Origin of the sequence: Pseudomonas sp. ANT_H12B, assembly GCF_008369325.1 — a bacterium.
Lineage (GTDB): Bacteria > Pseudomonadota > Gammaproteobacteria > Pseudomonadales > Pseudomonadaceae > Aquipseudomonas.
Genome location: NZ_VOBI01000010.1, coordinates 1 through 14,129 on the forward strand (window position 1 = coordinate 1; position 14,129 = coordinate 14,129).

Sequence of the window (14,129 nt, forward strand, 5' to 3'; positions counted from 1 at the left end):
GGGCTTCGATGACCTGAAGCAACTCACTGCCGAAAACTGCGTAACTCTTTGTTTACCAAGGAGTTTTCCGTTTCGACTGCGCCGGAAGTGGGGCGAATTATAGACTTCCAGAATCTGCCGTCAACCCTTAATTACGCTTTTCGTGCAGAAGGTGTCTTTTTGGCTATTAATCGTGGGATTCGGCGGGTTACAGGGGGTAGTCGCAACACTAATAGCAATGCACCTATAGAGGCGTAAACCGCCCACTCCTTAAGATCAGCGCGCACGATCCACAACATATGCAGCAATCCAAGCCCGAGAACCACATAGGCAAGACGATGTAATTTCTTCCAGCTAGAACCCAAACGCCGCTGACTATAGCGATTTGAGGTCAGCGCCAAGGCCAATAAACACAGAAACCCAAGCGTCCCGACAATAATGTACGGCCGTTTGCGCAACTCGACACCCAACTGCGACCAATCAAAGCCGAGGATGAACGCCGTATACCCACTCAAATGCAAAACCACATAAGCGAAGCACCACAACCCCAGTTGCCGCCGGACAGCAACCCACCCTGCCCAACCGGTAAGCTTCTGAACAGGTGTCATGCTTAACGTAACGAGCAGCAGAACAAGCGTCCCCAGCCCCAACCGGTCAACCAGCACCTTGCCCGGATCAGGCCCCAGCACATCCTCCCAGGCCTGATACAACCAAAGCAGCGGCCAGACCGCAGCAGCTATAAAGACGCCAATTCGCCAAAACGGAAATCGCATCAGTAGTTCTTCCGCAAATCGAGCCCTGCATATAAGGAGGCGACTTCATCCGAGTAGCCATTGAACATCTGCGTATCCCGCACATTGGGTTTGAACAATCCACTCGGCAGACGCCGCTCCCGAGCCTGCGTCCAGCGCGGATGATCGACTGCAGGATTCACGTTCGCATAGAAGCCGTACTCATCTGCAGCAATACTCTGCCAGGTGGTTTTCGGCTGCTCACTCACCAAGCTGATCCGCACGATGGATTTGATGCTCTTGAAACCGTATTTCCACGGCACCACCAAACGCAGAGGCGCGCCGTTCTGATTAGGCAACTCCCGCCCGTACATACCCACGGCAAGAATCGCCAACGGATTCATCGCCTCATCCAGGCGCAGCCCTTCTACATATGGCCAATCGATCAAGGCAAAACCGGAACGTTGCCCTGGCATGCTCTTGGGATCTTCCAGGGTTTCGAAGCGAATGAATTTGGCATTGGACGTCGGCTCAACTTCCTTGAGCAAGGCCGAGATGGGAAATCCGATCCATGGAATGACCATCGACCAAGCCTCTACACAGCGAAGACGGTAAATACGCTCCTCCAACTGATAAGGCTTCATGAAGTCTTCCAGTGCGTACCGTCCCGGCCTGCCCACCTCCCCATCCACCACCACACTCCAAGGTTCGGTTTTCAGCGCGCCGGCGTTGGCGGCAGGATCACCTTTATCGGTGCCGAACTCATAGAAGTTGTTGTAATGGGTCGCGTCCTTGAATGGCGTGATTGCCTCATCCTTGACGTTGACCGCTCCCCATTTGGTAGCAGGCAGTTTTTCGGTAAGCCAGGAAGGCGCCGTGCCAGGCTCGACATCTGGATAACGCGCAGCATCGTCGGCAGAGGCCCAACTCGGCAGGCTGCTCACGGCCAAACCGGCAACGGCGGCACCGAGAACATTGCGACGAGATAGATAGAAGGATTCAGGCGTGACGTCCGACTCATGGCAGTCAGACGCTTTAGGGACTTTGATCAGCATGACAACTCCGCAGCATTGGAGGACAGATGCACCCATAGACTGCGGAGTATGAGGGAAATTACATCACTCGGCTTTTTTGTGCCGACGAAGGCGCAACAAGTATTGCACCGGGCCGGAAGCCGCATAAGCGAGGAACACCAGCAGCAGAATGCGCGGCGGATCGCTGAAAACAACGGCAAATACCAACACCACGGCGAGAATGGCCACGAAAGGCACACGACCTTTCAAGTCCAGCTCCTTGAAGCTGTTGTACTTGATGTTGCTGACCATCAGCATCCCGGCAGCCGCAACCATCAGCGCCACCAGGAAAGACATCTTGGAACCCTGGATGCCGTAATCACTGAATGCCCAGACAATACCCGCGACCACGCCTGCGGCAGCCGGGCTGGCGAGACCGATGAAGTAGCGCTTGTCCGCGGTACCGACCTGGGTATTGAAACGCGCCAGACGCAGCGCTGCACCGGCTACATAAATGAAGGCAACCATCCAGCCGACCTTACCCATGTCGCCCAACGCCCAACCGAACGCCAGCAATGCCGGCGCGACACCAAAGGCGACCATGTCCGACAACGAGTCGTACTCGGCACCAAAAGCACTCTGGGTATTGGTCATACGGGCAACGCGACCATCGAGGCCGTCGAGCACCATGGCGACAAAAATCGCGATCGCTGCAAAAGCAAAATACTTGCTTGCACCAATCGAATCACCGGCACTCAAGGCGCTCTGGGCGCTCATCGAATTGATGATGGAGTAAAACCCTGCGAACAGATTCGCAGTGGTAAACAGATTCGGCAGAAGATAGATACCACGATGCCGGACTTTACGACCTTCAGCGTCATGCCCTTCCTCGATGTGTTCATCGATGGGCAGCAGGCTTTCGGCGTCAGAAGCCTGGTTTGGCTCTTCGGGACGTTCGCTCATGGACATTACCTTGCAACAGGGTGGAAAGTTTGGACAGGTGTCTGGGACGACGGTTCGGCCGCAAACGATGCAGCTTTATACCAGAACCAGCCACCCAAACGAAAAAACGCGGCCTAGGCCGCGTTTTTCGTACAAGTGTGCGACTTAGTTTTTAGCTTTGTCGACGATCTTGTTGGCACCGATCCACGGCATCATGGAGCGCAGTTGCTCGCCGATGATTTCGATACCGTGAGCGGCGTTGTTACGACGCTTGGCGGTCATCGAAGGATAGCCGGTAGCGCCTTCGCTGATGAACATCTTGGCGTATTCGCCGTCCTGAATACGTTTCAGGGCGTTGCGCATGGCCTGACGAGATTCGGCGTTGATCACTTCCGGACCGGTCACGTACTCGCCGTATTCAGCGTTGTTGGAGATCGAGTAGTTCATGTTGGCGATACCGCCTTCGTACATGAGGTCAACGATCAGCTTCAGTTCGTGCAGGCATTCGAAGTAGGCCATTTCCGGCGCGTAGCCAGCTTCAACCAGAGTTTCGAAACCGGCTTTAACCAGCTCAACGGTACCGCCGCACAGAACAGCTTGCTCGCCGAACAGGTCGGTTTCGGTCTCGTCCTTGAAGGTGGTTTCGATGATGCCGGTACGACCGCCACCAACGCCAGCGGCGTAGGACAGCGCAACGTTTTTGGCGTTGCCGGAAGCATCCTGATAGATAGCGATCAGGTCAGGGATACCACCGCCTTTGACGAACTCGGAACGCACGGTGTGACCCGGTGCTTTCGGCGCGATCATGATCACGTCGAGGTCAGCGCGCGGAACAACCTGGTTGTAGTGGATCGCGAAGCCGTGGGAGAACGCCAGAGTGGCGCCTTTCTTGATGTTCGGCTCGATTTCGTTTTTGTACAGGGCAGACTGGAACTCGTCCGGGGTCAGGATCATGACCAGGTCGGCAGCCGCAACAGCGGAAGCAACGTCGGTCACTTTCAGGCCGTGAGCTTCGGCCTTGGCAACAGTCGCCGAACCTTTGCGCAGACCAACAGTAACGTCAACGCCGGAGTCTTTCAGGTTGCACGCTTGAGCGTGGCCTTGGGAACCGTAACCGATGATGGCAACTTTCTTGCCCTGGATGATCGACAGGTCGCAGTCTTTTTCGTAATAAACTTTCATAAAATTCCCCTATATATCCAGGCCGTTCAGGCCATTCGCTAATTTGGTTTAGATGCTGAGTACTTTGTCGCCGCGGGCAATACCGGTTACGCCGCTGCGGACGGTTTCCAGAATCGAGGCGGTGCCAATGGACTGAATGAAGCTGTCGAGCTTGTCGCTGGTACCGGTCAGTTGAACGGTATACACGCTAGCGCTGACATCGACGATCTGCCCACGATAAATATCGGTAGTGCGTTTGATCTCGGCGCGCTGGGCGCCGGTAGCCTTGACCTTGACCAGCATCAGTTCGCGCTCGATGTGAGCACTTTCCGACAGGTCGACCAGCTTGACCACTTCGATCAGTTTGTTCAGGTTCTTGGTGATCTGTTCGATAACTTCATCGTGGCCGACTGTGGTCAGCGTCAGACGCGACAGAGTCGGGTCTTCGGTTGGGGCCACGGTGAGGCTTTCGATGTTGTAGTTGCGCTGCGAGAACAGGCCGACTACACGAGACAGAGCGCCAGGTTCGTTTTCCAGAAGCAAGGAAATAATGTGCCGCATGATTATGTACGCTCCGTCTTGCTCAGCCACATATCGCGCATGGAGCCGTCTTTGATCTGCATCGGGTAGACGTGCTCGCTGGTGTCGACCGAAACATCGATGATCACCAGACGATCTTTCATGGCAAACGCTTCCTCCATCTTCGTCTTCAAATCTTTCGAGTCGGTGATGCGCATGCCGACGTGACCATAGGCCTCTGCCAGCTTGACGAAATCAGGCAGCGATTCCATGTAGGAGTGCGAGTGACGGCTGCCATAGCTCATGTCTTGCCACTGGCGAACCATACCCAGAACACCGTTGTTCAGGATGACGATTTTTACCGGCAAACCGTATTGCAGGCAGGTCGACAGTTCCTGAATGTTCATCTGGATGCTGCCCTCGCCTGTTACGCAGGCGACGTCATCATCCGGGAAGCTCAGCTTGATGCCCATGGCCGCCGGAAAACCGAAGCCCATGGTGCCCAAGCCACCGGAGTTGATCCAGCGGTTCGGCTTGTTGAACGTGTAGTACTGCGCCGCAAACATTTGGTGCTGGCCCACGTCGGAGGCTACAAAGGCATCGCCCTTGGTGACTTCGCACAGGGTTTCGATCACGGTCTGCGGCTTGATGACGCTGCCGTCGCCCTTGTCATAAGGGAACAGGCCGCGATCACCGCGCCACTCATCAACTTGCTTCCACCAACTGGCAACGGACTCCTTGTTCGGGGTCTCGCCGATTTCCTTGAGGATCGCGACCATCTCGGTCAGGACACTCTCGACCGGGCCAACGATAGGTACGTCGGCCTTGATGGTCTTGGAGATCGAAGCCGGGTCGATGTCGATATGAATGATCTTGGCATTCGGGCAGAACTTGGCCGGGCCGTTGATCACGCGGTCGTCGAAACGAGCGCCGACTGCAAGGATCACGTCGGCATGGTGCATCGCCAGGTTAGCGGTGTAGCTGCCGTGCATGCCGAGCATGCCGATAAACTGACGGTCGGTGCCAGGATAGGCACCCAGCCCCATCAGGGTATTGGTCACGGGCAGGTTGAGCATCTTCGCCAGCTCGGTCAGCGGCGCGGAGCCACCACCGAGAATCACACCGCCGCCTGCGTACATCACAGGACGCTTGGCCGCCAGGAGCATTTCTGCTGCCTTGCGGATTTGCCCGGAGTGACCGCGAACGGCCGGGCTGTAGGAACGCAGCTTGGCTTTTTTCGGGAAGATGTATTCGAACTTCTCGGCCGGGTTGGTCATGTCTTTCGGGATATCGACAACGACCGGACCAGGACGACCGGATTGCGCCAGGTAGAACGCTTTCTTCATGATTTCCGGGATTTCCGAGGCGTGCTTGATCATGAAGCTGTGCTTCACGATTGGCCGGGAGATACCGATCATGTCGGTTTCCTGGAACGCATCGGTGCCCACCATGGTGCTAGGCACCTGGCCGGAAATGACCACCATCGGAATGGAGTCCATGTAGGCCGTGGCAATACCGGTGATGGCGTTGGTTGCGCCCGGGCCGGAGGTCACCAGTACCACACCGGCTTTACCGGTGGCACGGGCATAGCCGTCAGCCATATGGGTCGCAGCCTGCTCGTGACGAACCAGAATGTGGGTCACTTCCGGTTCTTTGAACAGGGCATCGTAGACATGAAGAAGAGCACCACCCGGGTACCCGTAGATATATTTGACGCCTTCGTCACGCAAAAAGCGGACGAGCATCTCACCGCCAGATAAAAGCTCCACGTTGTTCACCTCTAAAACGCCAGAATACCGTCCGCAAAAAAAGGGGACGGGTCTTAATAGGTTTACTTCTCAGCAGAGCATGAGCGACGGTGGTCGCCGACTACGTCAGCACTGACTGAGCAAGTATTGGGATCGTCCCAAGTGTTGCGGGTCTTTCCCACCCAGCGCGAGGTAACGCGTTGCGGGTGTAACAGGTCGGCGCGGATGTGCGCCTCATGATCTGCTGAGCGGGCCTGCTTCTGGCAGTCCCTCTACAGCGGACTTTGGATTCTTCTGTTTCGTCCTCTCCAAGTCAAGTCGTCTATGTGCTTTATTGAACTAAGCACATGAGAAAGCAAGAAAAAACCGCTAAACAGCAACTGTGTTAGCTTCAATTGCGCAACCCATGACAAGGAAATGGCATGCGAACGATCTTCTTCATGGTCAGTCTGCTGATCAGCCCTTTATGCATGGCAGGCCAGATCTACAAATGGGTCGACGCCCAGGGCGTTACCCACTTCGACGCCCATCCGCCGCAAGGTCGGGAAGCCACCACCGTGATCACGCCTTCCCCGCCTGCCGGCAACCAGCCCCCGCCGCCACGCAGCAGTGCCATTGGCGATCAACAAGCTATCGACAAGAAAGTAAAAAAACAGGTCGCCGAGCAGCAAACCCAGCTAAAGGTGTTCTGCGAACAGGCGCGAACGAACCTGGCTCAATTGCAGAATAATCCGCGACTGCGAGAGGAAGTTGAAGGTGAGATGCGCCGCCTGACCGACCAGCAACGTCAGGAACGCATTGGCGAGGCACAGAAACAGATTGCGAATAACTGCCAGTAGGCACTGGCAGTTCCGATTCAGCGGGAGGCGGTAATCAGCAGATCGAACTCTTTGAGCAAAACCTGCAATTGCCGATCCTTGCCTTGGACATTGCGGGCAGCGAAGACCATTTCGGCCATCTCCTGAATCCCCGATGCGTTGGGCAATGGCAGGTCCTGTTCGAGGATCGCTTTCATGCGCGGCAGGAAGATCCATTGCAGCCACTGCTCAAAATCCAGCGTATCAACCGAGAATGGCTCGACGCTGGAAAGTGCTTCAGCGGAGGGCGAGACTTCGTCCCACCAACCTTGAATGCGCAGCTCTCGTTCGATCAGCAACAACTGCTCGGCAATCTTCGGAAAACGTGCGTCCATCACAGCGATACCTTGGCCTTCTGACGGGCCAATGCTGCGCCAGCGGAATCACCCTGCTTCTCACGGGCTTGGGCGATCAATTCCCACAGGCTGGCCTGAAGTGCCGGACGACCGTTGGCGAAAGTCAGACCACGACGAGCGAACTGCTCGGCCTGTGGTGCATCGCCTTGAGCCATGCGGACTTGAGCCAGACGATAGAGCACTTGTGGTTCACGCGGCGCGACGCGTTGGGCGCGCTCGAGGCTGGAGGAAGCACCGTTGAGGTCGCCGCCAGCCTGTTGCTGCTGAGCGGTGGTCAACAGCGCCAATACCGGGCCGTCCAGTTGCTCGTCGGCAGACAGTCCACCGGAATTGGCCGAGGGAATCCCGCTCGGCGTCGACGGCATGCTGTAGCTGCCCTGATTGACCGGCGCCGACTGTACCGGCGAAGTATAGATCGGCCCCGGGGTAATCGGGCCTGGCGTGATCGGCGTAGTGCTGATGGGGGCAGACGCCACTGCGCCGCCACCTGGCACCATCACAACCACGCCGGTATCGCCTTGCGGAATCGCCTGAGTCTGGGCTTGCACAGGACGTTTAGTCGTCGTCTGACGGTAACCGCCATTCGCCGAAACCCGTTCACTGTTCGATACGGCGCTACCGGAATCCACAACCGGAATCGACCCGCGTTGTACGGAGGAGCAACCGCTGAGCAAAGCCACGGCGGTAACCGCTGGAATCAACCACTTGTTCACTTGAAACCCTCTTTGCTTAATTCATCCAGCCCTTGACCCAATCCATCACCGTTTCGCCGGAAACAGGGCTTTCGCCACCGCAAGCGGCGCCGGGAGGCGGTTCGCTGCCGCGAATATACGGCATCTGCACGGCGCCTGGGCAGCTGGCATCAGAGCCTTGTCCCGTGCGCGAATCAACCCAGGCCTGAACAATGTTGTCTGGCTGCGGCATGTCCAGCGGCAACGGATCGGCCTTGCGCATGAAACTGGTCCAGACCTGCAACGCGCCAGTGGCACCGGTGAACGGTGTCTTGCCGTTATCATCGCGACCCAGCCAGACCACCGCCAGCAAGTCCTGACTGAAACCGGCGAACCAGCTGTCCCGCGAATCGTTACTGGTGCCGGTCTTGCCGGCCAGGGTCAGGGTTTTCGGCAACACGTTGTAAACCGAACTACCGGTACCTTCACGCATGACCCGCTGCATCGCGCTCTGAATCAGGTAAATAGAGGCCGGATCGAAACGCTGCTGAATCTGGAACGGATAACGCTTGAGCGGTTCACCTTCGGCGGTCAATACACTACGGATCCCGCGCATCGGCGTATTAAAACCGCCGTTGGCGAGTGTCTGGTACATGGTCGCCACTTCGATAGGCGTCAGACCGCCAGCGCCCAGCAACATCGACGGGAATGCCGGAAATTCTCGACTGACACCCAAACGCGCCAGGGTTTTCAGGACATTCGGTACGCCCACCGCCAACCCGAGACGCGCGGTCGACAGGTTGTAGGAATGCGCCAGGCCCTGATAGAGGAAAACCGTGCCATGGGAACGGCGGTCATAGTTCTGCGGTTTCCAGACCTGACCGTCCGCGCCTTTGACCGAGAAGGAATCGTCCGACAGCCAACTGGTCAATGTGTACTGGCTCGGCTTCTCAAGGGCTGTCAGATAAACCGCCGGCTTGATCAACGAACCGATCGGTCGTACAGCATCCAGCGCCCGGTTGAAGCCGGCAAAACTCGCCTGACGGCTACCGATCATGGCCTGGACTTCGCCGGTTTCCGGGTTGGTCACGACCATGGCCGCTTCAACCTCATCGGAACCCTTGCGCCCGGACAGTCGCTTGAAGGTGTCGTTGACCGACGCCTCGGCTTTCATCTGCAGGATCGGGTCGAAACTGGTGAAGATCCGCAGACCTTCTTCGGTCAAGTCTTCGTCGCGATAGTCTTCGCGCAGCTGACGTTTAACCAGGTCGAGAAAGCCTGGGAACGAGCTATCCGCCAGCTTGCCGCGAGTCGTCACACCCAGTGGCATTTTCTTCGCGGCAGCGATCTGCTCGGCGGTGGCAACGCCTTGTTGCTCAAGTACATCGAGCACGAGATTGCGCCGCTCAAGCGCCCGTTCAGGGTTGCGACGCGGGTTGTAATAGGACGGTCCCTTGACCATGCCCACCAGCATTGCGACTTGATGCAGTTTCAGCTCGGACAACGGTTGCCCGAAGAAAAACTGGCTTGCCAAGCCGAAGCCATGCACTGCGCGCTGGCCATCCTGACCGACGAACACTTCATTGAGGTAAGCCTCAAGAATCTCTCGCTTGTCGTAATGCAGCTCAAGCAACATCGCCATCATGGCTTCGGTGAGTTTACGGGTCAGGCTGCGTTCGCTGGTCAGGTAGAAATTCTTGACCAACTGTTGCGTCAGCGTACTGCCGCCCTGGGTCATCTTGCCGCCAGAGGTGTTGACGTAGACGGCGCGGGCAATCGACTTGGGCGACACCCCCCAATGGCTATAGAAATCCCGGTCTTCCACGGCCACCAGGGTTTCCAGCAGATAGGGCGGGACCTGATCGATTTTGATCAGAATGCGATCTTCGAGGTTTTTCGGGTAAATCCCGCCGATCAGCAGCGGCTCAAGGCGCACCACAGAAAGCTTCGAACCGTTGGTCGCCGAAAGTTGGGCCACGTAGTCGCCGGAGAACCGCACGCGCACAGGCTGGGGTTTCTCCAGGCCTTCATAGAACTGGAAGCCACGGGTATTCAAGTCGACGGTGTTGCCACTGACCGCCGCCGCGCCGGGGCCATTGCTCACGGCTTCGCGTCGGTAGCCCAAGGCGTCGAGCTCGGTGAGGAAGTCTTCCTTGCTCAACTTCTGGCCGGTAAACAGCTCGAGCGGGCGCGCATACACCTTCGCCGGGATGGTCCAGCGCTTGCCGGAGAACTTCTCCTGGACGATAGCGTCGAGGTAAACCGCGAACCCGGCGAGCACCACAAGGCCGACCAGACTAAGTTTAAGGGCCCAGCCCAGCCAGGGGCGCAGGCCCCTGGAAGGTGGTTTTTTTGGGGTACGGGAGGATCGAGTACGAGTCATGGCGGCGGATTATACGCACTTTATTCATACTCAACAGGAGCCCTCCGAGGTTTGCGTCAGGCGGACTTGCGGCCATAATGGCGGCCGTGAATTTTCCCCAGTCTCTGAAGGATCGCCTGTGAGCCAGTCCCTGATCGCCGCCCTGCAAAACCCGGCCCTCTACCCGCATCCCGTAGACGGGTTCCAGGTCATCGAAACCCATATCTCCTGGGTGATCCTCACCGGTCCCTTTGCTTATAAAGTGAAGAAACCTGTGAACTTCGGCTTCCTGGACTTCACCAACCTCGACGCTCGCGAACATTTCTGCGGCGAAGAGCTGCGTTTGAACCAGCGCCTGACCCAGGATTTGTATCTCGAAGTGTTACCGATCACCGGCAGCGCCGAAGCCCCACAACTGGCTGGCGATGGTCCGGTCATCGATTACGCGCTGAAAATGCGTCAATTCCCACAGGGCGGGTTACTCAGCACCCTACAAGCCAACGGCGAATTGACCACTGCGCACATCGACGAGATGGCCGCACAAATCGCTCAGTTTCACCTCTCCGCGCCAAAAGTACCTGCCGAACATGAAGCCGGCACCCCCGACAGCGTGATGGCGCCGGTACGCCAGAACTTCGAACAGATCCGCCCGTTCCTCAACGACAAGGCTGACCTGCTGCAACTCGACGCTCTGCAAGCCTGGGCCGAAAGCAGCTTCGAACGCCTCAAGCCGCTATTCACCCAGCGCAAGGCCGATGGCTTCATCCGCGAATGCCACGGCGACATTCACCTGGGCAACGCCACCGTGATCGACGGCAAGGTCGTGATCTTCGACTGCATCGAGTTCAACGAACCGTTCCGCTTTACCGACGTTTATGCCGACACCGGTTTCCTGGCCATGGACCTTGAAGACCGCGGCCTGAAAAGCCTGGCGCGCCGCTTCATCAGCCAGTACCTGGAACTGACCGGCGATTACCAGGGCCTTGAGTTGCTGAACTTCTATAAAGCCTATCGCGCACTGGTTCGCGCCAAGGTCAGCCTGTTCAGCATGCCGGCCGCGGCCGACCCGGTACAACGCGCCACCACCCTGCGCCAGTACCGCAATTACGCCAACCTGGCGGAAAGCTACAGCACCATTCCTTCGCGCTTCATGGCAATCACCCACGGTGTTTCCGCCGTCGGCAAGAGCCGCGTCGCCATGCGCCTGGTGGAAGCGTTGGGCGCGATTCGCCTGCGTTCCGATGTGGAACGCAAACGTCTGTTCGGCGAACAAACCGTGCCAAACGATCCTCAGGCCGGCATCTATAGCGCAGACGCCAGCGCCGCCACATACACCCGCCTGCACGAAATTGCCGGCGTGATACTGCATGCTGGTTTCCCGGTGGTGGTCGACGCGACTTACCTCAAACGCGACCAGCGTGACGGCGCGGCGAAAATCGCCGAAGCCACCGGCGCGCCGTTCCTGATACTCGATTGCAATGCACCGCAAGCGGTGATCGAAAGCTGGCTGGCCCTGCGACAGGCAGACAAGAAGGACCCGTCCGATGCCAACCTGGCCGTTATCGAAACCCAGCAAGCCACTCGTGAGGCCTTGACGCCAGCAGAAATTCTTTGCAGCAAACGCGTTCAGACCAACGAAAGCGGAACCCTCGACACAGTCGTTGCACAGATTCGTCAGCGCCTGCCGGGTCTGTAAGAAACTATTTCAGCCGTGAAGCCTTCGCCGGCTTCACGGCTACCAAATAGTGGCACTATACTGGCGTCATAAAACCAACAGGTGATGTGACATGAGCCAGCCCAAACTTCTCGACACCCCGCTTTTTGCCTTGCTGCACAAAGACGACATCACAGGTTTCAACAACGAGCGCCCCAAAGACGGACCTATCGACATGGTCGGTGGCGATTTCCGCGGTTTGGACCTGCGTGAGTTGAATGCCGACGGCGTCGACTTTACCAATGCCTATTTCCGCTCAGCCGATTTGCGCGGCATCGACTTTCGCAACTCATCCCTGGAAGGCGCAAGCCTGGCTCACGCGCAGATCTCCGGCGCCTACTTTCCGCCAGAGCTGAGTGCTGACGAGATCCTGATGTCGATGAATTTCGGTACACGCCTGCGTTATCGCACCCGCTAAAAGCGACCTTTGACTGACAAGTTCGGCGCCCCCGCCTTGCGCTGGACTCTGGGCAAATTCTGCCTGAAAACCTGATTCCACTGCCCTCTCTTCCTACCGTGCTTGCGGACTTTTACGCAGCTTCGGGGTCTGGCCTCTTAGAAGCATTTGCGTCGAAACCGACCAAACAATCACGCTTTTCCTACTGATGGCTACACTCCTGAGAAGCTCGTCCACGCACCGTTCGGCCGTCGCAAGGAGGCTTGATGAATGATGAACTGCAACACCTGAAGAATCTTGGCAAGACGTCAGCGCAGTGGCTGCATGCCGTGGGCATCCACAGTGCCTCGGACTTGCGTCGCCTGGGGGCGGTGGATGCATATCGGGCCGTGCGCACGCGCGGGTTTCGAGCGTCCAAGGTGTTGTTGTATGCGATCGAAGGTGCCCTGATGGATGTGCACTGGAACGACATTCCCGCCGAGCGCAAGGAAGCCTTGAATAAACAGCTGGAAGCTATCTCGTCACGCCACAAGAATTGAACGGGCACAGGGGCTCTGTGCCAATACAGGCTGAAGCCCAATGAGTACAAGGGTTTCGACCAAGCAAACGACGTATTTCAAATAAATGAGAAATCAGCGGTTGACTTGGTAATGAGAATCGCTATGATTATCACAACTGGTCGCGAGACTGGTCGATATTTTGAAAGCCCTTGGTTCGGACTCTCAGATATCTCCTCATCAGGCTAATCACGGTTATTTGACCCGGCTCTTGCCGGGTCTTTTTTTGCCTGTGGAAAAGTCGTCGGTCTGTTTATCCATCTGCCTGTTTGCCGAACTGTTTGCGCATCTGCGCGCAGTAATCCGGTGCAGGTGTGGCAGGCGTATACCAGACGTAATCGGCCATCGCTGCCGTGACCTCGCCGCCCTGCTGCGCCAACATCAACACCATTGGCGCGCCGGGCTCTCCAAGATCGAGCACATGGATCGGTACCCCGACATCCTTGCGTGCGTGGTAACCACCGGCAAACAGCAATGAAGGGGTCGGTGCCGCCAGCAACCGCTCGGCCATCCGCCGGTCTCGTTGCTGCTGGACTGCCAGCATCGCCGGCATTTGCGATGTGGGCAGCAGACCACAGTGAGAGTCATTGATTTGCTCCAGCAACTCGTCCTTGACTGAAGCTGCATTGGTGCGAGTACCGCTCAATGTCGGCGGATTAGCGTAGAACGTACGGACTTCAAGCGTGTCCAGATTGGCCGCCAGCAACGGGGACGGTTCGGCCAGGGCGAAACGCATGATCGGCCCGTACAGGTTCCAGTCCCAGCCAGACTGCCAGGCCAATGCACCGGGCAAATCCGCGGGTGGCGTCGAGGCCTTGCGAACGTCGTCGACGCGCACTTGTTGATCCGGCGTGAGCATTTCCAGTAGCAGGCTGCCTTGAGGCCGACGCTCCCCCAGCGACTGCAACAACCACAGTTGCAGTTCATGGTGATCGTGATTGTCATGCTGCTCACCCACGATCAGCCGCGAGGGTTTGGCCAATCGCACAATCAGCTCCTGCGCCGTCAGGGTCTGACCGCTGCGCAAGTCCCGAATCTCGCCGGTGATCGGGGGCGGCGCCGCAACATGCTGGCAGGCACTCAGCAACAGCAAGGCCAGAAGGAAAATCCCACGCATACGCT

General features: G+C 57.4%; 14 protein-coding genes. 4 read left to right on the forward strand and 10 right to left on the reverse strand.

Annotation, left to right across the window (positions count from 1 at the left end):
* Window positions 1–131 precede the first annotated feature (131 nt).
* From msrQ to FQ185_RS16445, 6 genes are all read right to left on the reverse strand, one after another.
* The gene (gene msrQ, locus FQ185_RS16420) at window positions 132–752 is read right to left on the reverse strand and encodes a protein-methionine-sulfoxide reductase heme-binding subunit MsrQ (protein WP_149418321.1); all 621 of its coding nucleotides are present in this window, start codon (window positions 750–752) and stop codon (window positions 132–134) included.
* Entirely contained in the window at window positions 752–1,765 is a 1,014-nt protein-coding gene (gene msrP / locus FQ185_RS16425; protein ID WP_149418322.1) for a protein-methionine-sulfoxide reductase catalytic subunit MsrP, read from the reverse strand. Before msrP ends, msrQ begins: the two co-directional genes overlap by 1 nt.
* Before the next feature lie 63 nt (window positions 1,766–1,828).
* Window positions 1,829–2,686 carry a CDP-diacylglycerol--serine O-phosphatidyltransferase gene (gene pssA / locus FQ185_RS16430; RefSeq protein ID WP_076029747.1) on the reverse strand — a complete coding sequence of 286 codons (858 nt, stop codon included), beginning with the start codon at window positions 2,684–2,686 and terminating at the stop codon, window positions 1,829–1,831.
* Between the two features lie 144 nt (window positions 2,687–2,830).
* Window positions 2,831–3,847 carry a ketol-acid reductoisomerase gene (ilvC, locus tag FQ185_RS16435; RefSeq protein WP_007948647.1) on the reverse strand — a complete coding sequence of 339 codons (1,017 nt, stop codon included), beginning with the start codon at window positions 3,845–3,847 and terminating at the stop codon, window positions 2,831–2,833.
* Window positions 3,848–3,895: 48 nt separating this feature from the next.
* Window positions 3,896–4,387: an acetolactate synthase small subunit gene (ilvN, locus tag FQ185_RS16440; RefSeq protein ID WP_003176102.1), complete on the reverse strand. Its 492-nt coding sequence runs from the start codon at window positions 4,385–4,387 to the stop codon at window positions 3,896–3,898.
* Window positions 4,388–4,389: 2 nt separating this feature from the next.
* Window positions 4,390–6,114, reverse strand: coding sequence for an acetolactate synthase 3 large subunit (locus FQ185_RS16445; RefSeq protein ID WP_149418323.1), 1,725 nt, complete (start codon window positions 6,112–6,114; stop codon window positions 4,390–4,392).
* A 401-nt stretch (window positions 6,115–6,515) separates the two neighbouring features.
* Between FQ185_RS16445 and FQ185_RS16450 the strand changes: the two genes are divergently transcribed.
* Window positions 6,516–6,932: a DUF4124 domain-containing protein gene (locus tag FQ185_RS16450; RefSeq protein WP_149418324.1), complete on the forward strand. Its 417-nt coding sequence runs from the start codon at window positions 6,516–6,518 to the stop codon at window positions 6,930–6,932.
* A 17-nt stretch (window positions 6,933–6,949) separates the two neighbouring features.
* On the opposite strand, the gene FQ185_RS16455 is transcribed toward FQ185_RS16450, so the two are convergent.
* From FQ185_RS16455 to mrcB, 3 genes are read right to left on the reverse strand one after another with little or no spacing between them, the layout of a single operon-like run.
* On the reverse strand, window positions 6,950–7,285 hold the full coding sequence (locus FQ185_RS16455; RefSeq protein WP_149418325.1) for a YqcC family protein: 336 nt from the start codon (window positions 7,283–7,285) through the stop codon (window positions 6,950–6,952).
* Window positions 7,285–8,019 carry a M48 family metallopeptidase gene (locus tag FQ185_RS16460; protein ID WP_149418326.1) on the reverse strand — a complete coding sequence of 245 codons (735 nt, stop codon included), beginning with the start codon at window positions 8,017–8,019 and terminating at the stop codon, window positions 7,285–7,287. The genes FQ185_RS16455 and FQ185_RS16460 overlap by 1 nt, the downstream gene beginning before the upstream one ends.
* A gap of 16 nt (window positions 8,020–8,035) precedes the next feature.
* Window positions 8,036–10,360: a penicillin-binding protein 1B gene (gene mrcB, locus FQ185_RS16465; protein ID WP_149418327.1), complete on the reverse strand. Its 2,325-nt coding sequence runs from the start codon at window positions 10,358–10,360 to the stop codon at window positions 8,036–8,038.
* Window positions 10,361–10,478: 118 nt separating this feature from the next.
* Here mrcB and FQ185_RS16470 point away from each other — a divergent pair, with 118 nt between their 5' ends.
* The 3 genes from FQ185_RS16470 (at window position 10,479) to FQ185_RS16480 (ending at window position 12,989) form a co-directional block, all read left to right on the forward strand.
* Entirely contained in the window at window positions 10,479–12,035 is a 1,557-nt protein-coding gene (locus tag FQ185_RS16470) for a bifunctional aminoglycoside phosphotransferase/ATP-binding protein (RefSeq protein WP_149418328.1), read from the forward strand.
* A 91-nt stretch (window positions 12,036–12,126) separates the two neighbouring features.
* The gene (locus FQ185_RS16475) at window positions 12,127–12,471 is read left to right on the forward strand and encodes a pentapeptide repeat-containing protein (RefSeq protein WP_149418329.1); all 345 of its coding nucleotides are present in this window, start codon (window positions 12,127–12,129) and stop codon (window positions 12,469–12,471) included.
* 245 nt (window positions 12,472–12,716) lie between these two features.
* Entirely contained in the window at window positions 12,717–12,989 is a 273-nt protein-coding gene (locus FQ185_RS16480) for a TfoX/Sxy family protein (RefSeq protein WP_007971093.1), read from the forward strand.
* Window positions 12,990–13,260: 271 nt separating this feature from the next.
* Here the strand turns inward: FQ185_RS16480 and FQ185_RS16485 are convergent, their stop codons facing one another.
* On the reverse strand, window positions 13,261–14,124 hold the full coding sequence (locus FQ185_RS16485; protein ID WP_149418330.1) for a ChaN family lipoprotein: 864 nt from the start codon (window positions 14,122–14,124) through the stop codon (window positions 13,261–13,263).
* Between the last annotated feature and the right edge of the window lie 5 nt (window positions 14,125–14,129).

Excerpts from the sequence above, each read along its gene's own strand:
- FQ185_RS16475 (WP_149418329.1), top strand. The coding sequence starts at position 12,127 with ATGAGCCAGCCCAAACTTCTCGACACCCCGCTTTTTGCCTTGCTGCAC.
- pssA (WP_076029747.1), bottom strand. The coding sequence starts at position 2,686 with ATGAGCGAACGTCCCGAAGAGCCAAACCAGGCTTCTGACGCCGAAAGC.
- FQ185_RS16485 (WP_149418330.1), bottom strand. The coding sequence starts at position 14,124 with ATGCGTGGGATTTTCCTTCTGGCCTTGCTGTTGCTGAGTGCCTGCCAG.
- FQ185_RS16480 (WP_007971093.1), top strand. The coding sequence starts at position 12,717 with ATGAATGATGAACTGCAACACCTGAAGAATCTTGGCAAGACGTCAGCG.
- msrQ (WP_149418321.1), bottom strand. The coding sequence starts at position 752 with ATGCGATTTCCGTTTTGGCGAATTGGCGTCTTTATAGCTGCTGCGGTC.
- mrcB (WP_149418327.1), bottom strand. The coding sequence starts at position 10,360 with ATGACTCGTACTCGATCCTCCCGTACCCCAAAAAAACCACCTTCCAGG.
- FQ185_RS16450 (WP_149418324.1), top strand. The coding sequence starts at position 6,516 with ATGCGAACGATCTTCTTCATGGTCAGTCTGCTGATCAGCCCTTTATGC.
- ilvC (WP_007948647.1), bottom strand. The coding sequence starts at position 3,847 with ATGAAAGTTTATTACGAAAAAGACTGCGACCTGTCGATCATCCAGGGC.
- msrP (WP_149418322.1), bottom strand. The coding sequence starts at position 1,765 with ATGCTGATCAAAGTCCCTAAAGCGTCTGACTGCCATGAGTCGGACGTC.
- FQ185_RS16455 (WP_149418325.1), bottom strand. The coding sequence starts at position 7,285 with ATGGACGCACGTTTTCCGAAGATTGCCGAGCAGTTGTTGCTGATCGAA.
- ilvN (WP_003176102.1), bottom strand. The coding sequence starts at position 4,387 with ATGCGGCACATTATTTCCTTGCTTCTGGAAAACGAACCTGGCGCTCTG.